Here is a 16,105-nt window from a genome sequence, read left to right as displayed (position 1 = left end):
CGGCCACCACCAGGGCGTTCAGCTCGCCGGTGGCGGCGGCCTCCAGGATCTGGCCGGTGTCCCGGCCGGGCCGGTGCGGCAGCGCGGCCACGCCCCAGGCGCGGGCGACCTCGTCGCGGGCGCGCGGGTCGGTCGCGGGCCGGCCGCCGGGCAGCAGTCCGGCGAGGGCGCCCGCTTCGACGGCGCCCCGCTCGCCCGCCCGGCGCGGAATCCAGACGAGCCGCGCACCGGTGGCCGAGGCGGCGCGTACGGCGGCGGTGAGCGCCCCCGGTACGGCGGCCAGCCGCTCGCCGACGACGATCACCGAGCCCTCGGCCCGCAGCGCCTCGGCCGCTGCCTGTCCTTCACCCTCCAGCCCGACCCCGCCGGCCAGCGCGTCCAGCCACTCCGGCTCCGTGCCGGGCGCGGCCGGCAGCAGCGTGCCGCCCGCCTTGATGAGGCCCCGGGTCGCGTACGAGGCGAGCCCGAAAGTCCGCTGGCCGCTCTTGCGGTGCGCCTTGCGCAGCCGCAGGAAGACGCCGGGCGCCTCCTCCTCGGCCTCGATGCCGGCCAGCAGGACGGCCGGCGCCGCCTCCAGGGAGCGGTAGGTGACCCCCTGCCCGTCCAGGTCGCGGCCGTGCCCCGCCACGTGTGCGGCGAGGAAGCCGGCCTCTTCGGGGCTGTGCACGCGGGCCCGGAAGTCGATGTCGTCGGTGTCCAGGACGGCCCGCGCGAACTTGGCGTACGCGTAGGAGTCCTCGACGGTGAGCCGGCCGCCGGTCAGCACCCCGGCCCGGCCGCGCGCCGCGACCAGCCCGCGGGCCGCCGCCTCCAGCGCCTCGGGCCAGCTCGCCGGGGTCAGTTCACCCGACTCGGCGTCCCGCACGAGCGGCGTCTCCAGCCGGTCCGGCAGCTGGCCGTACCGGAAGGCGAACCGCCCCTTGTCGCAGACCCACTCCTCGTTGACCTCGGGGTCGTCGGCGGCGAGCCGCCGCATGACCTTGCCGCGCCGGTGGTCCGTGCGCGTCGCGCAGCCGCCCGCGCAGTGCTCGCACACGGACGGCGAGGAGACCAGGTCGAAGGGGCGGGAGCGGAACCGGTACGCCGCCGAGGTCAGCGCGCCGACCGGGCAGATCTGGATGGTGTTGCCGGAGAAGTACGACTCGAACGGGTCGCCCTCGCCCGTACCGACCTGCTGGAGCGCGCCGCGCTCGATCAGCTCGATCATCGGGTCGCCGGCGATCTGGTTCGAGAAGCGGGTGCAGCGGGCGCACAGCACACAGCGCTCGCGGTCCAGCAGCACCTGCTGGGAGATCGGCACCGGCTTCTCGTAGGTGCGCTTCTTGCCCTCGAAGCGCGAGTCGGCCTGGCCGGCGGACATGGCCTGGTTCTGCAGCGGGCACTCGCCGCCCTTGTCGCAGACCGGGCAGTCCAGCGGGTGGTTGATGAGCAGCAGCTCCATCACGCCGCGCTGCGCCTTCTCGGCCACCGGCGAGGTGAGCTGCGACTTCACGACCATCCCGTCGGTGCAGGTGATCGTGCAGGACGCCATGGGCTTGCGCTGGCCCTCGACCTCCACGATGCACTGACGGCAGGCACCGGCCGGGTCCAGCAGCGGGTGGTCGCAGAAGCGCGGGATCTCGATGCCGAGCATTTCGGCGGCCCGGATGACGAGGGTCCCCTTGGGCACGCTGATCTCGATGCCGTCGATGGTCAGCGTGACGAGGTCTTCGGGCGGAACCGCCGCCTCGCCGCCCCCGGAGGGCGCGCTGTGGGAGCCCGCGGCGGAGCCGCTTGATGGCTGGAGTACTGTCATGCGTTCACCTCCAGGTGCGCATCGGCCCAAGCGGTGGACTTGGCCGGGTCGAAGGGGCAGCCCTTGCCGGTGACGTGCTGCTCGTACTCCGCGCGGAAGTACTTGAGCGAGGAGAAGATCGGGGAGGCGGCGCCGTCACCGAGGGCGCAGAACGACTTGCCGTTGATGTTGTCGGCGATGTCGTTGAGCTTCTCGAGGTCCTCCATCCGGCCCTTGCCGGCCTCGATGTCGCGCAGCAGCTGGACGAGCCAGTACGTGCCCTCGCGGCACGGCGTGCACTTGCCGCAGGACTCGTGCGCGTAGAACTCGGTCCAGCGGGTGACCGCCCGTACGACGCAGGTCGTCTCGTCGAAGCACTGCAGGGCCTTGGTGCCGAGCATCGAGCCGGCCGCGCCGACGCCCTCGTAGTCCAGCGGGACGTCCAGGTGCTCGTCGGTGAACATCGGCGTCGAGGAGCCGCCCGGCGTCCAGAACTTCAGCCGGTGGCCGGGCCGGATGCCGCCGCTCATGTCGAGCAGCTGGCGCAGCGTGATGCCGAGCGGGGCCTCGTACTGGCCGGGGTTGGCGACGTGGCCGCTGAGCGAGTAGAGCGTGAAGCCCGGGGACTTCTCGCTGCCCATCGAGCGGAACCATTCCTTGCCCCGGTTCATGATGGCGGGAACCGAGGCGATGGACTCGACGTTGTTCACCACGGTGGGGCAGGCGTAGAGGCCGGCCACGGCGGGGAAGGGGGGACGCAGCCGGGGCTGTCCGCGACGGCCCTCCAGGGAGTCCAGCAGCGCGGTCTCCTCGCCGCAGATGTACGCGCCCGCGCCCGCGTGCACGGTGAGTTCGAGGTCCAGACCGGGGCCGAGGGCGTCCTTGCCGAGGTAGCCCGCCGCGTAGGCCTCCCGTACGGCCTCGTGCAGCCGCCGCAGCACGGGCACCGTCTCCCCGCGCAGGTAGATGAACGCGTGGTGCGACCGGATCGCGTGACAGGCGATGATGATCCCCTCGATGAGGGAATGCGGGTTCGCGAAGAGGAGCGGGATGTCCTTGCAGGTCCCGGGCTCCGACTCGTCGGCGTTGACCACGAGATAGTGCGGCTTGCCGTCGCCCTGCGGGATGAACTGCCACTTCATGCCGGTCGGGAAGCCCGCGCCGCCGCGGCCGCGCAGGCCCGCGTCCTTGACGTACGCGATGACGTCGTCCGGCGCCATGGCCAGTGCCTTGCGGGCGCCTTCGTAGCCCTCGTGCCGCCGGTAGGTCTCCAGGGTCCAGGACTCGGGCTGATCCCAGAAGGCCGACAGCACGGGTGCGAGCAGCTTCTCGGGGCTGGACCCTCCACCGGCCTCGGGCCGGGAGGCACCCCCGTATTCCGTGGACACGGTCATCACTCCCCCTCCTCAGCAGCGGGGCCGGACGGGTGGTGGGGGTCGCTGGCCGAGGTGTCGCGCGGGGCGTCGTGCGAGCTGGGGTGCGTCGGCGGCGCCTCCCCCGGTGCCCCGGCCGGCGCGGCCTCGTCCGTCGGGTGCGCGCCGTCGCGGGGTGCGACGACGTGGTCCGTGCCGCCCGGCAGTTCCTCGCCCTTGGCCAGCCGGAGGCCGACGAGCGAGGCGTGCCCCGCGCTGCCGGTCGCCTCGACCGCGCCCTCCCGCCGGTCGGGGAAGCCGGCCAGGATGCGCGCGGTCTCCTTGTACGTGCACAGGGGCGCGCCGCGGGTCGGTGCGACGGGCCGTCCGGCCCGCAGGTCGTCGACCAGCCGCTTGGCGCTCTCCGGCGTCTGGTTGTCGAAGAACTCCCAGTTGACCATCACGACGGGCGCGTAGTCGCAGGCGGCGTTGCACTCGATGTGTTCGAGGGTGACCTTGCCGTCCGGGGTGGTCTCGTTGTTGCCGACGCCGAGGTGTTCCTTCAGCTCGTCGAAGATCGCGTCGCCGCCCATGACGGCGCAGAGCGTGTTGGTGCAGACCCCGACCTGGTAGTCGCCGCTCGGCTTGCGGCGGTACATCGTGTAGAAGGTCGAGACGGCCGTGACCTCGGCGGTGGTGAGGCCCAGCATCTCGGCGCAGAAGCGGATGCCGGTCCGGGTGACGTGGCCCTCCTCGGACTGGACCAGGTGCAGCAGCGGCAGCAGGGCCGAGCGCGCGCCGGGGTAGCGGGCGATCACCTCCTTCGCGTCCGCTTCGAGCCGGGCCCGTACGTCGGCCGGGTAATCGGGGGCGGGGAGCTGCGGCATCCCCAAACTGACGTCTGTCACCGGTCGACGCCTCCCATCACGGGGTCGATGGACGCGACGGCGACGATGACGTCGGCGACCTGGCCGCCTTCGCACATGGCCGCCATGGCCTGCAGATTGGTGAACGACGGATCGCGGAAATGGACGCGGTAGGGGCGGGTCCCGCCGTCGCTGACCGCGTGGACTCCCAGCTCGCCCTTGGGGGACTCCACCGCCGCGTACGCCTGTCCCGGCGGGACGCGGAAGCCCTCCGTCACCAGCTTGAAGTGGTGGATCAGGGCCTCCATGGAGGTGCCCATGATCTTCTTGATGTGGTCCAGGGAGTTGCCGAGGCCGTCCGGGCCGAGCGCGAGCTGCGCGGGCCAGGCGATCTTCTTGTCGCCGACCATGACCGGGCCGGGCTCCAGCCGGTCCAGGCACTGCTCGATGATCCGCAGCGACTGCCGCATCTCCTCCAGGCGGAGCAGGAAGCGGCCGTACGCGTCGCAGGTGTCGGTGGTCGGGACCTCGAAGTCGTAGGTCTCGTAGCCGCAGTACGGGTTGCTCTTGCGCAGGTCGTGCGGGAGCCCGGCGGAGCGCAGGATCGGCCCGGTGGCGCCGGTGGCCATGCAGCCGGCCAGGTCGAGGTAGCCGATGCCCTCCATGCGGCCCTTGAAGACCGGGTTGCCGGTGGCGAGCTTGTCGTACTCCGGCAGGTTCTTGCGCATCTTCTTCACGAACTCGCGGAGCTGGTCGACGGCGCCCGGTGGCAGGTCCTGGGCGAGCCCGCCGGGCCGGACGTACGCGTGGTTCATGCGCAGGCCGGTGATCAGCTCGTAGATGTCCAGGACCAGTTCGCGGTCGCGGAAGCCGTAGATCATGATCGTGGTGGCGCCGAGCTCCATGCCGCCGGTGGCGATGCACACCAGGTGGGAGGAGAGCCGGTTCAGCTCCATCAGCAGCACACGGATGACCGAGGCGCGGTCCGGGATGTCGCCCTCGATGCCGAGCAGCTTCTCCACGGCCAGGCAGTACGCCGTCTCGTTGAAGAACGGCGTCAGGTAGTCCATCCGCGTGACGAAGGTCGTGCCCTGGGTCCACGTGCGGTATTCGAGGTTCTTCTCGATGCCGGTGTGGAGGTAGCCGATGCCGCAGCGGGCCTCGGTGACGGTCTCGCCGTCGATCTCCAGGATCAGCCGGAGCACGCCGTGCGTGGAGGGGTGCTGCGGACCCATGTTGACGACGATGCGCTCGTCGTCGGTCTTGGCCGCGGCCTCGACGACCTCGTCCCAGTCGCCGCCGGTCACCGTGTAGACGGTGCCCTCGGTGGTCTCGCGGGGAGTTGCGTGCGACGTAGTCATCAGGTGTACGACCTCCGCTGGTCGGGAGCCGGGATCTGGGCGCCCTTGTACTCGACGGGAATGCCGCCGAGCGGGTAGTCCTTGCGCTGCGGGAAGCCCTGCCAGTCGTCCGGCATCATGATCCGGGTGAGCGCCGGGTGGCCGTCGAAGATCAGCCCGAAGAAGTCGTAGACCTCGCGCTCGTGCCAGTCATTGGTCGGGTAGACGCTCACGATCGACGGGATGTGCGGGTCGGCGTCGGGCGTGGAGACCTCCAGCCGGATCAGCCGGGTGTGGGTGATCGACCGCAGGTGGTAGACGGCGTGCAGCTCGCGGCCCTTGTCGCCGGGGAAGTGCACGGCGCTGACGCCGGTGCACAGTTCGAAGCGGAGCGCCGGGTCGTCGCGGAGCGTCTTCGCGACCACCGGGAGGTACTCCCGCTCGATGTGGAACGTCAGCTCGCCGCGGTCGACGACGGTCTTCTCGATGACGTTCTCGGGGACCAGCCCCTGCTCCTCCAGCGCGCCTTCCAGCTCGTCCGCGACCTCGTCGAACCAGCCGCCGTACGGCCGGGAGGTGGCGCCGGGCAGCCGTACGGTCCGTACGAGGCCGCCGTAGCCGGAGGTGTCGCCGCCGTTGTTGGCGCCGAACATGCCGCGCCGGACGCCGATGACCTCGCCCTGGTCCAGGCGCTGGCCGGGGAGGTTCTCCACGCCGATTTCCTTGTCGGGATTGACCCCGTTGGCCCCCGACCCGTGCGTGCCCTTGTCCGGGTTGCTCACCGCAGCAGTCCCTTCATCTCGATCGTCGGGAGTGCCTTGAGCGCCGCCTCCTCCGCCTCACGGGCCGCTTCCTCGGCGTTGACCCCGAGCTTGGAGCCCTGGATCTTCTCGTGGAGCTTGAGGATCGCGTCCATCAGCATCTCCGGGCGCGGCGGGCAGCCCGGGAGGTAGATGTCGACCGGGACGATGTGGTCGACGCCCTGCACGATGGCGTAGTTGTTGAACATGCCGCCCGAGGAGGCGCAGACGCCCATGGAGATGACCCACTTCGGGTTCGGCATCTGGTCGTAGACCTGCCGCAGGACGGGCGCCATCTTCTGGCTGACCCGGCCGGCCACGATCATCAGGTCGGCCTGCCGGGGCGAGCCGCGGAAGACCTCCATGCCGAAGCGGGCCAGGTCGTAGCGGCCCGCGCCGGTGGTCATCATCTCGATGGCGCAGCACGCGAGCCCGAACGTCGCCGGGAAGACCGATGACTTGCGCACCCAGCCCGCGGCCTGTTCGACGGTGCTCAGCAGAAAGCCGCTGGGCAGCTTCTCTTCCAGTCCCATTGGGTGACCCCTAGTCCCATTCCAGGCCGCCGCGGCGCCAGACGTAGGCGTAGGCGACGAAGACGGTGAGCGCGAAGAGCAGCATCTCGACGAGCCCGAAAAGCCCCAGGGCGTCGAAGGTGACGGCCCAGGGGTAGAGGAAGACGATCTCGATGTCGAAGACGATGAAGAGCATCGCCGTCAGGTAGTACTTGATCGGAAAGCGACCGCCGCCTGAAGGCTGGGGGGTCGGCTCGATCCCGCATTCGTACGCCTCGAGCTTGGCCCGGTTGTAGCGCCTGGGTCCGACGAGCGTGGCCATGACGACGGAGAAGATCGCAAAGCCTGCCCCGAGGGCTCCCAGTACGAGGATGGGCGCATAGGCGTTCACCGTCCTCGCTCCCTTCAGTCGACGATGACTGGTTGGCGGTCCGGCCCCGGGCCCGTTCACTTCCTCGACGGAACACGACAGAGATCGCGTCTATGTGAGGCAGTTCACAAGCCCTGGCCGCCTGCATCCTATGCCCGCTGGTCTGTGATCTGCGACACGGGGTACGACAACGGCTTTGTGATCTCCACCACCTGACGAAGGATCATGAAGTCGGATGAGCGGTGATCTTCACACCGGAAGCGTCCGAGTGATCACTTCACGTGACAAAAACAGTGGTCACCGCTGGTCAGGGAGGCGCCTCCTTTATCAAGGGCCACGCTGCGCAAGCAAATTGGCGCTGGACACCGTCAACTGCTAGCGCACGCCCACCCGTCCGCGTGACCCAGTCGTGACCTCGCCGTGATCGCCGGTACGTGCATCGCTTCACGAGCGCGCATCACGAGGACATAACGGTCACTCAAGAGTGAGCTATCCCACCAGTTTCACGGCCTTGAAACCTTGACGACGGGGAAGCCTTGGCGCGTCGGTTGCGAAGGTGGTAAGTGCCGTGCCGACGCGCAACGAGCGGTAAATGCCGTGCGCAGGAACATGATCACGAATTTCGGACACCTCGGCGACGGGCTTACCGCTGGCCGATTGGCCCCTTTTGTTCATCGTGTACGCGTCAAAAGTGGCGCATACCACCTTTGTTGGCAGCAACCTGTGGCTCCTGATAGCCGTGGTGCCATGTCCCCGAACGCACTCATACCCAGCCACCGGAAGCCCCGCCGCTCCGCGACCTCGCGGGCCGTGCGCGCAGGGTTCACCGGTGGCATCCTCACGCTGGCGGTGACCGGTACCGCCGTTCCCGCGAGCGCCGCTGGCGAGAAGCCGGCCTCCGAGACCCAGGAGCTGCCGACCGTCACCGCCGCGCTCGCGACGTCCGTGGCCAAGACCGCGGACACCACCCAGCAGGTGGCGGACCAGTACGAGCTGCAGGCAGCGCAGGACGCGGTCTTCTCCAAGGCCGACAAGGCCGCGCAGAAGGCCAAGGACAAGGCACTCGAGGCCAAGCGCAAGGCCGAGGCCGAGAAGAAGGCCGAGGCGGCCCGCAAGGCCAAGGCGGCCGAGCAGGCCCGCGCTTCGCGCTCCGCCGACCGCGGCCCCCTCCTCGCCGCTTCCGCCTCGGTCGACACCGGGTCGGCCAGCGGTTCCACGGCCACCCTCGTGGACTTCCTCAAGGCCCAGGTCGGCAAGGCCTACGTGAGCGGCGCGACCGGCCCGTCCGCGTACGACTGCTCCGGCCTCACCCAGGCCGCCTTCCGGCAGATCGGCATCGACCTGCCGCGCGTCTCCCAGGACCAGTCGACCGCCGGCACCCAGGTGGGCCTGGACAACCTCCAGGTGGGCGACATCCTTTACTGGGGCAGCGCGGGCAGCGCGTACCACGTCGCGGTCTACATCGGCGGCGGCCAGTTCATCGGCGCGCAGAACTCCAGCACGGGCGTCGTGCAGCGCGACATGAGCTACGACCAGCCGACGGGCGCCGTCCGCGTCCGCTGATCCCTCCCCAGGGCCGCAGACACACGAAAGGGCCGTCGTTCCCCCGCTCGGGAACGATGGCCCTTTCGCCGCGTTTTGCCGCTTCTGCGGCGTATACGATGCCGCGTGCGGTGCTTACTGGCGCGGCTTGACCTCGGCCATCTCGCCCCAGCCGGTGCCCTCGGTCTCGACGTTGATGATTTCCGGGGTGCTCGCGACGAGGCCGGACATCAGCTCGATGGCCTCCTTGAAGTGGTCGGACTGCACGTGCGCCACGCCCGCCTCCTGGCCGGCGAACGCCTCCAGCAGCACGAACTGGTTCGGGTTCTCCACGCTCCGGGACCACTCGAAGAAGATGTTGCCCGGCTCCGCGCGGGTGGCGAGCGTGAAGGGCTCGGTCAGCGACAGCCACTCGTCGCTCTTCTCCGGCCGCACGGTGAACTTCACAGCGATGAAAATCATGCGACCACTGTGCGCCGCCCGCGGCGCTGCCGCGAGCCGACGGGCCCGCCTTTCCACCGATGCCGGAAAACGGGCCACCGATGCCGGACAGCCGGTCGCGGAGTCCGGTGCGCCGGCCCCGGAATCCGGTGAGCCGACCGCCGTCCGGTGCGGGGCGGTGCCTCAGTCCTTGCCCGGTACGGCGGCGCCGGCGGGCAGCCCGGCCGCGACGTACTCGGCGTAGAGCTTCTCCCACTGCGGTGTCGGGCCGCTGTGCGGGCCTTCGAAGGACCGGCCCTCGGCGAAGGCGTCCAGCGCGGCCAGGCAGACGTCCCAGCCGGCCGCGTTGCGGGCCGCGGCGTCCCGGGCCTCCAGCACGTCGGTGAGGGTGAAGCGGGTCCGGCCGCCGTCCAGCGGCGCCAGGTCGAAGCGGAGTTCGTCGTCGCCCCAGGTGAAGGAGAGGTGCCGCGGCGGATCGACGGCGAGGATCCGCCCGGTCGTCCGGAGGTCGGGCACGGCGGGGTCGCCCGCGAAGGTGATGGTGCCGCCGGGGACGAGGTCGAGGGTGATCCGCGGTGCCGGGAACCAGTGGGCCAGTTCGTCCGGTTCGGTGACGAAGGCCCAGACCTTCTCGACCGGGTGGTCGTAGATCCGCTCGAAGCGGACCGCGGGGCGGCCGTCGTCGAGCCGCAGGTAGCTGCCGGGGTTCGTGGTGGTCATGGCCGTTCGTTTCCTTCGGGGGTCGGGGAGCTGCGGTTCCGTGCGCCGTCGCCGGGAATCTCGGTTCCGGCGGCGTCGAGGCGCCGGCCCAGCGCGTCCAGGCTGCTGTTCCACAGCCGCCGGTACGGCTCCAGCCAGGCGTCCAGCTCGGCCATCGGGGCGGGGTCGAGCTCGTAGAGCCTGCGCTGCGCGTCCCGTTCGATCCGGACCAGCCCTGCCTCGCGCAACACCTTGAGGTGCTTGGACGCGCTCGGCTGGCTCATGCCGCACGCCTCGGCCAGCTCACCCACCGGACGCGCGCCGTCGAGCAGCCGGCCGAGGATCGCGCGCCGGCCGGGATCGGCGAGAGCGCTCCATATCGCGGTCTCCATGCGCCGAGTATGCCTCACACGGAATATAACTGGCAAGGAATATACGAACGCCGGGCCTGCCGCCTGCGGTGCGGTTGTGGGTACGGCCGCCGGTCCGTCCGGCCCGCGGTCAGGCCCCGGCCGCGGCGCGGAGCAGCACGGAGGCCAGTTCGCCGCGGCGCGCGGGGTAGTCGGCGGTCGGCAGGGACACCGACAGCGCGCGGACGGAGCCGTCGGGCCCCTCGCCCGGCAGGCGCACGGCGAGGCAGGTGTGGGCCGGGTCGGTCTCGCCGACCGACACGGCGAGCCCCTCCCGGCGCACCCGGGCCAGCTCCGCCTCGAAGCGCTCGGGCGAGGTGATCGTACGGTCCGTCAGCCGGGGCAGGCCGTGCGCGGCGAGGTAGCGGCGGCGCGCGGGCCGGTTCAGCGTGGCGAGCAGGACCTTGCCGTGCGCGGTGGCGTGCGCGCCGTGGTCGGGCCCCACCGCGAACGGCCCGCCGGCCGCCGACACCGGCAGCGTGCTGTCGAGCACCGCGATGCGGCCCTGCCCCGCCGCGCTGAGGTAGGCGTGCGTCCCGGTCGCGCGCCGCACGCCCAGCAGCAGTTCGCGCGCGCCGTCCTCGATGCCGGCCTGCCGCTGGAACGCCCGGTGCAGCGCGGGCACCCGGGGACCCAGGACGTAGCCGCCGCCGGCGCGGGTGAGGTGCCCGCGCGCGGTCAGCGGCGCCAGCAGGTTGTAGACGGTGGACAGCGAGCAGCCCAGCCGCCGGGCCAGCGCCTTGGCCGTCACCGGGCCCTCGGCGGCCGCCACCGCGTCGAGCACGTCCAGCGCCCGGTCGACGGAGAGGGGTCCGCCCGTGGCGTGGGGTCCGTTGGCGGGTGCGGCGGACATGACGGTTCCCTCCAGACGTACCGGGCGGCGGCTGCTGCCCCTCCAGGATCCCTCACCTCGGCCGGAGCCTGCTCTGCCGGTTGGCCTCCCGGACCCGCGCCCGCAGCTCGGCGTTCCGGTCCTCCGCACCCTTCGCCTCGGCAGCCCGCTCCTGTCCCTCGGCGGCTTCCTCCCGCTCGCCCCGCTCCCCCGCCTCCGGCAAGCCGCTCATGGCGTCCCCTCCCCGTCTCCGCCCGGCCGGTGCGGTGTCCTCGCGCGCGTCCTGTCCATGTCTCACGCTCCGTGATCCGCTCGGCGCTGTCCGTACTCCCCCAGCGTGACCGCAGGCGGGCCCCGACGGCAGTAGGCACAATCCGCCAACTTCGCGTGTCAAGGCGTACGTTGAGACAGGGGTTCGATGCGCGTTGTGCCGCTCCGGTTCCCGTGGCGGCGGCACGGAACGACGGAGCCGCCCCCGGCGGGGCCGGGAGCGGCAGGTCGGAAGCGGTGCGCGGCCGGGTGCCGCGGGCGGTCAGGCCTTCGGCGCGACCTTGCTCAGGCCGTTGATGATGCGGTCCATGGCGTCGCCGCCGGTGGGGTCGGTCAGGTTGGCCAGCATCTTCAGCGTGAACTTCATCAGCAGCGGGTGGGTCAGGCCGCGCTGGGTGGCCATCTTCATCACCTTGGGGTTGCCGATGAGCTTCACGAAGGCGCGGCCGAGGGAGTAGTAGCCGCCGTAGGTGTCCTTGAGGATCTTCGGGTAGCGCTGCAGGGCCAGCTCGCGCTGGGCGTACGTGGCGCGCGCGTGCGCCTGGACGATCACGTCGGCGGCGAGCTGGCCGGACTCCATGGCGTACGCGATGCCCTCGCCGTTGAAGGGGTTCACCAGGCCGCCCGCGTCACCGACGAGCAGCAGGCCCTTGGTGTAGTGCGGCTGGCGGTTGAAGGCCATCGGGAGGGCAGCGCCGCGGATCGGCCCTGTCATGTTCTCCGGGGTGTAGCCCCAGTCCGCCGGCATCGAGGCGCACCACGCCTTGAGGATCTCGCGCCAGTCCAGCTCCTTGAACGAGCTGGAGGTGTTCAGCACGCCCAGGCCCACATTCGAGGTGCCGTCGCCCATGCCGAAGATCCAGCCGTAGCCGGGCAGCAGCCGGTCCTGCGGACCGCTGCGGTCCCACAGCTCCAGCCAGGACTCCAGGTAGTCGTCGTCGTGGCGCGGGGACTCGAAGTACGTGCGGACCGCGACGCCCATCGGCCGGTCCTCGCGCCGGTGCAGGCCCATGGCCAGCGAGAGCCGGGTGGAGTTGCCGTCGGCGGCGACCACGAGCGGGGCGCGGAAGGAGACCGGGGTCTTCTCCTCGCCCAGCTTGGCGGTCACGCCCTCGATGCGCCCGGTGAGGTCGTTGACGATCGGGCCGCTGACGTTGCAGCGCTCGTACAGCCGGGCGCCGGCCTTCTGCGCCTGCCGGGCCAGCTGCTCGTCGAAGTCGTCCCGCTTGCGGACCAGTCCGTAGTCCGGGTACGAGGCGAGGTCGGGCCAGTCGAGCTGGAGGCGGACGCCGCCGCCGATGATGCGCAGGCCCTTGTTGCGCAGCCAGCCGGCCTCCTCGGAGATGTCGATGCCCATCGACACCAGCTGCTTGGTGGCGCGCGGGGTGAGCCCGTCACCGCAGACCTTCTCGCGCGGGAAGGCCGTCTTCTCCAGCAGGAGGACGTCCAGGCCGGCCTTGGCGAGGTAGTACGCGGTGGTCGACCCGGCCGGCCCGGCTCCCACGACGATCACATCGGCGGTGTGCTCGGAGCGGGCCTGGGCTGCGGCGTCGGCCTCGGTCACGTCGGTCACGGCGTAATCTCCCGGAACTCGAAATCTGGGTGCCGACCGGCACTGGACCTGTGCAGTCTATGCAGGCGTACGCGCTCCGAATCCGAAGGGTTGGCCCATGCCGCAGTCGCTTCCGCCGCTTCCCGCCGTCGAGCTGCGCGTCCCCACCGAGGAGGACGCCTGGGAATGGCACCGGGTGTTCGACGACCCGGAGGTCATGGAGTTCCACGGCGGCGCGTCGGCGGAGCTGTCGGTGTACGAGGAGCTGACGGCGCGCCAGCGCCGCCACCACGCCGAACGCGGCTTCTGCTTCTACACGATGCTCGACCCGGCGGACGGCGCGGTGATCGGCTTCACCGGCGCGCAGCCGTGGCCGCGCACGGACTGGGGCCCGGTCGGCGAGATAGAGATCGGCTGGCGGCTGGGCCGGAAGTACTGGGGCAAGGGGTACGCAACGGCCGCTGCCCGGCGCGCCCTGGACGACGTACGGGCTGCCGGGGTGCGGCAGGTCGTGGCGATGGTGGACGCGCGCAACGCCCGCTCGATCGCGGTGACCCGCCGCCTCGGGATGCGGCACACGGAGACGTTCGTCTCCCCCGTGTCCAGGGCGACGGGCCTGTGCCACCGGCTGGACCTCTGAGCCGGCCCCGGCCTCCCGGCCCGGCCGGTGCGGCGGCCGGGCCGGTCAGCGCGGCGGGCCGGCCGGATACGCCGCGCCGAGTATGTGCTCCCGGCCCCAGGCGCCGAGCGGCGCCAGCGCGTCGTTCAGCGCCGTGCCGCGGCCGGTGAGGGAGTACTCGACGCGGGGCGGCACCTCGTCGTACACCTCGCGGTGCACGATGCCGTCCTCCTCCAGCTCCCGCAGCTGGGCGGCGAGCACCTTCTCCGTGACGCCCGGCACCATCCGGCGCAGCTCACCGAAGCGGCACGTGCGCTCGCCGAGCGCCCAGAGGATCAGCACCTTCCACTTGCCGGCGATCACGTCCAGCGCGGCGTCGGTCCCGCAGACGTACGCCCCCGGCCTCCGTACGGTCCCCATGCCCCACCCCTCCCACCTGGTCACTCACCCCGCGGTAACCGCCCACTTCGAAGTGCGTACTGGTGCACCCGTGAGCCTGCGTCAAGGCTAAACGGCATGACTGACAACGCCGTTGAAACGCACAGCATGCCCGGCCTCGCCCTGCTCGGACTCGGTGCCATGGGGACCGCGCTCGCCCGCGCGTGGCTCGCCGCCGGGCACCCGCTGACCGTGTGGAACCGCACGCCGGCGCGGGCCGAACCGCTCGCCGCCGAGGGCGCGACCGTCGCCGCCGGCGCCGCCGAGGCCGTGGCCGCGCACCGCCTCGTCGTCCTCTGCCTGCTCGACGACGCCTCCGTCGGCGAGGCCCTGGACGGCATCGACCTGACGGGCAAGGACCTGGTGAACCTCACCACCGGGACGCCCGCCCAGGCCCGCGCCCGCGCCGCGTGGGCCCGGGAGCGCGGCGCCCGCTTCCTGGACGGCGGCATCATGGCGATCCCCCCGATGATCGGCGTGCCGGAGGCCGGGGGTTACGTCTTCTACAGCGGCGACCGCGCCCTCTTCGACGCCCACCGGGAGACCCTGGCGGTGCCGGCCGGGACGGCGTACGTCGGCCCGGACGCCGGGCACGCGGCGCTGCACGACGTGGCGCTGCTGAGCGCCATGAACGGCATGTTCGCCGGGATCGCGCACGCCTTCGCCCTGATCCGCGGCGAGGACATCGCGCCGAAGGACTTCGCGCCGCTGCTCGCGGACTGGCTGAAGGCCATGACCGTCTCCGCGCACCAGGCCGCCGAGCACCTGGAGAGCGGCGACTACACCAGGGGCGTGGTCTCGAACCTGGCCATGCAGGTGGCGGGCAACGCGACACTGCTGCGCACGGCCGAGGAACAGGGCGTCAGCCCGGAGCTGCTGACGCCCGTCCTGTCCCTGATGGAACGCCGCCTCGCCGCCGGGCACGGCGACGAGGGCACGACGGGCGTGATCGACCTGCTGGTGCGCGACCGCGCCGCCCGCTGAGCCGCGGGCGGCCCGGCCCGCTGCCGCGGTGTCAGGCGGCCGGCTTGGTGCCCCGGTGCAGTGCGACGATGCCGCCCGTGAGGTTGCGCCAGGCGACCTTCTGCCAGCCCGCGCGCTGCAGCAGCACCGCCAGCGCGGGCTGGTCGGGCCAGGCGCGGATGGAGTCGGCGAGGTAGACGTACGCGTCGGGGTTGGAGCTGACCGCGGTCGCGACCGGCGGCAGCGCGCGCATCAGGTACTCGGTGTAGACGGTGCGGAACGGCGCCCACGTCGGGTGGCTGAACTCGCAGATGACGACCCGGCCGCCGGGCTTGGTCACGCGGTACAGCTCGGCCAGCGCGGCATCGGTGTCCTGGACGTTCCGCAGCCCGAAGGAGATCGTGACCGCGTCGAACACGCCGTCCCGGAAGGGCAGCTTCATCGCGTCACCGGCGGTGAAGGGCAGCCACGGCTGCCGCTTCTTGCCCTCGCGGAGCATGCCGGTGGAGAAGTCGCACGGCACGACGTACGCGCCGGTGCGGGCGAACGGCACGGAGGAGGTGCCCGTACCGGCAGCGAGGTCCAGCACCCGCTCGGCCGGCCGCGCGCCCACCGCCCGGTCCACCGCCTTGCGCCACAGCCGTGTCTGCCCGAGGGACAGCACATCGTTGGTGAGGTCGTACCGTTCCGCCACGTCATCGAACATGGAAGCGACTTCGTGCGGCTGCTTGTCCAGGGATGCTCGGGTCACGTGCCCATTGTTCACCACGGGCCGTGGCGCCCCGGCTCACCCCCGGCGGCGGTACACCAGCCGGCCGCCGATGGCCGTCACCAGACAGCCGCCGTCCTCGGCGAAGACCGCGAAGTCGGCCGGGGCGCCCGGCGCGAGGGCGGCCGGGCGGTCGCGCAGCCCCGAGCGGCTGACGGCCGTGCGGACCGACGGGCGGGTGAAGGGGCCGGCCAGGGACGTCGTGCCGGTGGACAGCAGGCGCTGGAGGCCGCGGCGGGCGCTGCCGCCCCAGCGGGTCTCGGGCATGTCGAGGGCCGCCAGGGCCGCGCCGGTCAGCGGCTCCGTGCCCAGTTCGGCGGCCTCGCGCGGGTCGGGGTGGTACGCCGCTTCCAGGTACGCGGCGCCGTCGGGCTCGTGCCGGCCCGGGGTCAGCACCCCGTCCCACTCCCGGACCCTGGCCCGTCCGCCGTACTCGGCCGCCAGCTCCTCGTACGGGCCGACGGCCGCGATGCGCGCGCCCTCGACGGCCACCGCGTCCGCGTCCGTTCCCTCGATCGCGCGCACGCGGTGGATCGTCAGCACAGGACGCGCCCCG

Annotated in this window: 18 protein-coding genes and 1 pseudogene; 3 read left to right on the top strand and 16 right to left on the bottom strand. The window is 71.8% G+C overall.

Annotated features, from left to right (window positions below; all coding sequences use genetic code 11):
- The 7 genes from C3486_RS30130 to C3486_RS30100 all read right to left on the bottom strand — a co-directional run.
- Positions 1 to 1,795 (bottom strand): NADH-quinone oxidoreductase subunit G (locus C3486_RS30130; protein WP_103835961.1); only part of this gene is annotated, 1,795 nt, incomplete at its 3' end.
- Positions 1,792 to 3,168 carry an NADH-quinone oxidoreductase subunit NuoF gene (gene nuoF, locus C3486_RS30125; protein WP_103835959.1) on the bottom strand — a complete coding sequence of 459 codons (1,377 nt, stop codon included), beginning with the start codon at positions 3,166 to 3,168 and terminating at the stop codon, positions 1,792 to 1,794. The genes C3486_RS30130 and nuoF, both read right to left, overlap by 4 nt.
- Complete coding sequence (gene nuoE / locus C3486_RS30120) at positions 3,168 to 4,013, bottom strand: NADH-quinone oxidoreductase subunit NuoE (RefSeq protein ID WP_103835958.1); 846 nt, start codon at positions 4,011 to 4,013, stop codon at positions 3,168 to 3,170. Before nuoE ends, nuoF begins: the two co-directional genes overlap by 1 nt.
- Positions 4,014 to 4,030: 17 nt before the next feature.
- Positions 4,031 to 5,353 (bottom strand): NADH-quinone oxidoreductase subunit D, encoded by a 1,323-nt coding sequence (locus C3486_RS30115; RefSeq protein ID WP_103835957.1) that lies wholly within the window; start codon positions 5,351 to 5,353, stop codon positions 4,031 to 4,033.
- Positions 5,353 to 6,114, bottom strand: a complete 762-nt coding sequence (locus tag C3486_RS30110; protein ID WP_103835956.1) for an NADH-quinone oxidoreductase subunit C — start codon at positions 6,112 to 6,114, stop codon at positions 5,353 to 5,355. The genes C3486_RS30115 and C3486_RS30110 overlap by 1 nt, the downstream gene beginning before the upstream one ends.
- Positions 6,111 to 6,665 carry an NADH-quinone oxidoreductase subunit B family protein gene (locus C3486_RS30105; RefSeq protein WP_052864827.1) on the bottom strand — a complete coding sequence of 185 codons (555 nt, stop codon included), beginning with the start codon at positions 6,663 to 6,665 and terminating at the stop codon, positions 6,111 to 6,113. Before C3486_RS30105 ends, C3486_RS30110 begins: the two co-directional genes overlap by 4 nt.
- 10 nt (positions 6,666 to 6,675) lie before the next feature.
- Positions 6,676 to 7,035 carry an NADH-quinone oxidoreductase subunit A gene (locus C3486_RS30100; protein ID WP_030262580.1) on the bottom strand — a complete coding sequence of 120 codons (360 nt, stop codon included), beginning with the start codon at positions 7,033 to 7,035 and terminating at the stop codon, positions 6,676 to 6,678.
- A 726-nt stretch (positions 7,036 to 7,761) separates the two neighbouring features.
- Between C3486_RS30100 and C3486_RS30095 the strand changes: the two genes are divergently transcribed.
- Complete coding sequence (locus C3486_RS30095; protein ID WP_103835954.1) at positions 7,762 to 8,577, top strand: C40 family peptidase; 816 nt, start codon at positions 7,762 to 7,764, stop codon at positions 8,575 to 8,577.
- A gap of 114 nt (positions 8,578 to 8,691) precedes the next feature.
- On the opposite strand, the gene C3486_RS30090 is transcribed toward C3486_RS30095, so the two are convergent.
- The 6 genes and pseudogenes from C3486_RS30090 to C3486_RS30070 form a co-directional block, all read right to left on the bottom strand.
- Positions 8,692 to 9,018, bottom strand: a complete 327-nt coding sequence (locus C3486_RS30090; protein WP_103835953.1) for a putative quinol monooxygenase — start codon at positions 9,016 to 9,018, stop codon at positions 8,692 to 8,694.
- A gap of 162 nt (positions 9,019 to 9,180) precedes the next feature.
- Positions 9,181 to 9,717: an SRPBCC family protein gene (locus C3486_RS30085; protein ID WP_103835952.1), complete on the bottom strand. Its 537-nt coding sequence runs from the start codon at positions 9,715 to 9,717 to the stop codon at positions 9,181 to 9,183.
- Complete coding sequence (locus tag C3486_RS30080) at positions 9,714 to 10,088, bottom strand: helix-turn-helix transcriptional regulator (protein ID WP_103835951.1); 375 nt, start codon at positions 10,086 to 10,088, stop codon at positions 9,714 to 9,716. The genes C3486_RS30085 and C3486_RS30080 overlap by 4 nt, the downstream gene beginning before the upstream one ends.
- Positions 10,089 to 10,197: 109 nt before the next feature.
- Positions 10,198 to 10,959, bottom strand: coding sequence for an IclR family transcriptional regulator (locus C3486_RS30075; protein WP_103835950.1), 762 nt, complete (start codon positions 10,957 to 10,959; stop codon positions 10,198 to 10,200).
- A 52-nt stretch (positions 10,960 to 11,011) separates the two neighbouring features.
- Positions 11,012 to 11,170 carry a hypothetical protein gene (locus C3486_RS37545; protein WP_181138749.1) on the bottom strand — a complete coding sequence of 53 codons (159 nt, stop codon included), beginning with the start codon at positions 11,168 to 11,170 and terminating at the stop codon, positions 11,012 to 11,014.
- A gap of 300 nt (positions 11,171 to 11,470) precedes the next feature.
- Positions 11,471 to 12,802 (bottom strand): annotated as a pseudogene (locus C3486_RS30070) (geranylgeranyl reductase family protein); the annotation flags it as partial.
- Between the two features lie 76 nt (positions 12,803 to 12,878).
- Between C3486_RS30070 and C3486_RS30065 the strand changes: the two are divergent.
- Positions 12,879 to 13,400, top strand: a complete 522-nt coding sequence (locus C3486_RS30065) for a GNAT family N-acetyltransferase (protein ID WP_103835949.1) — start codon at positions 12,879 to 12,881, stop codon at positions 13,398 to 13,400.
- A 45-nt stretch (positions 13,401 to 13,445) separates the two neighbouring features.
- Here the strand turns inward: C3486_RS30065 and C3486_RS30060 are convergent, their stop codons facing one another.
- Entirely contained in the window at positions 13,446 to 13,799 is a 354-nt protein-coding gene (locus C3486_RS30060) for a helix-turn-helix domain-containing protein (protein ID WP_103835948.1), read from the bottom strand.
- 96 nt (positions 13,800 to 13,895) lie between these two features.
- Between C3486_RS30060 and C3486_RS30055 the strand changes: the two genes are divergently transcribed.
- Positions 13,896 to 14,801, top strand: a complete 906-nt coding sequence (locus tag C3486_RS30055; protein ID WP_103835947.1) for an NAD(P)-dependent oxidoreductase — start codon at positions 13,896 to 13,898, stop codon at positions 14,799 to 14,801.
- Positions 14,802 to 14,832: 31 nt separating this feature from the next.
- Here C3486_RS30055 and C3486_RS30050 read toward each other — a convergent pair whose 3' ends face one another.
- Both C3486_RS30050 and C3486_RS30045 read right to left on the bottom strand, forming a co-directional pair.
- Positions 14,833 to 15,531 (bottom strand): demethylmenaquinone methyltransferase, encoded by a 699-nt coding sequence (locus C3486_RS30050; RefSeq protein WP_103835946.1) that lies wholly within the window; start codon positions 15,529 to 15,531, stop codon positions 14,833 to 14,835.
- A 36-nt stretch (positions 15,532 to 15,567) separates the two neighbouring features.
- Entirely contained in the window at positions 15,568 to 16,092 is a 525-nt protein-coding gene (locus tag C3486_RS30045) for a hypothetical protein (RefSeq protein ID WP_103835945.1), read from the bottom strand.
- Positions 16,093 to 16,105 lie beyond the last annotated feature (13 nt).

The sequence above is a fragment of the Streptomyces sp. Ru73 genome, from assembly GCF_002920575.1.
GTDB lineage: Bacteria > Actinomycetota > Actinomycetes > Streptomycetales > Streptomycetaceae > Streptomyces.
Note: the sequence above shows the minus strand (reverse complement) of the source record. Positions and strands in the feature narration are given on the sequence as shown.

Coding starts and splice junctions, on each gene's coding strand:
- nuoF (WP_103835959.1), bottom strand. CDS start 3,168: ATGACCGTGTCCACGGAATACGGGGGTGCCTCCCGGCCCGAGGCCGGT.
- nuoE (WP_103835958.1), bottom strand. CDS start 4,013: ATGCCGCAGCTCCCCGCCCCCGATTACCCGGCCGACGTACGGGCCCGG.
- C3486_RS30115 (WP_103835957.1), bottom strand. CDS start 5,353: ATGACTACGTCGCACGCAACTCCCCGCGAGACCACCGAGGGCACCGTC.
- C3486_RS30105 (WP_052864827.1), bottom strand. CDS start 6,665: ATGGGACTGGAAGAGAAGCTGCCCAGCGGCTTTCTGCTGAGCACCGTC.
- C3486_RS30095 (WP_103835954.1), top strand. CDS start 7,762: ATGTCCCCGAACGCACTCATACCCAGCCACCGGAAGCCCCGCCGCTCC.
- C3486_RS30090 (WP_103835953.1), bottom strand. CDS start 9,018: ATGATTTTCATCGCTGTGAAGTTCACCGTGCGGCCGGAGAAGAGCGAC.
- C3486_RS30085 (WP_103835952.1), bottom strand. CDS start 9,717: ATGACCACCACGAACCCCGGCAGCTACCTGCGGCTCGACGACGGCCGC.
- C3486_RS30080 (WP_103835951.1), bottom strand. CDS start 10,088: ATGGAGACCGCGATATGGAGCGCTCTCGCCGATCCCGGCCGGCGCGCG.
- C3486_RS30075 (WP_103835950.1), bottom strand. CDS start 10,959: ATGTCCGCCGCACCCGCCAACGGACCCCACGCCACGGGCGGACCCCTC.
- C3486_RS37545 (WP_181138749.1), bottom strand. CDS start 11,170: ATGAGCGGCTTGCCGGAGGCGGGGGAGCGGGGCGAGCGGGAGGAAGCC.
- C3486_RS30065 (WP_103835949.1), top strand. CDS start 12,879: ATGCCGCAGTCGCTTCCGCCGCTTCCCGCCGTCGAGCTGCGCGTCCCC.
- C3486_RS30060 (WP_103835948.1), bottom strand. CDS start 13,799: ATGGGGACCGTACGGAGGCCGGGGGCGTACGTCTGCGGGACCGACGCC.
- C3486_RS30055 (WP_103835947.1), top strand. CDS start 13,896: ATGACTGACAACGCCGTTGAAACGCACAGCATGCCCGGCCTCGCCCTG.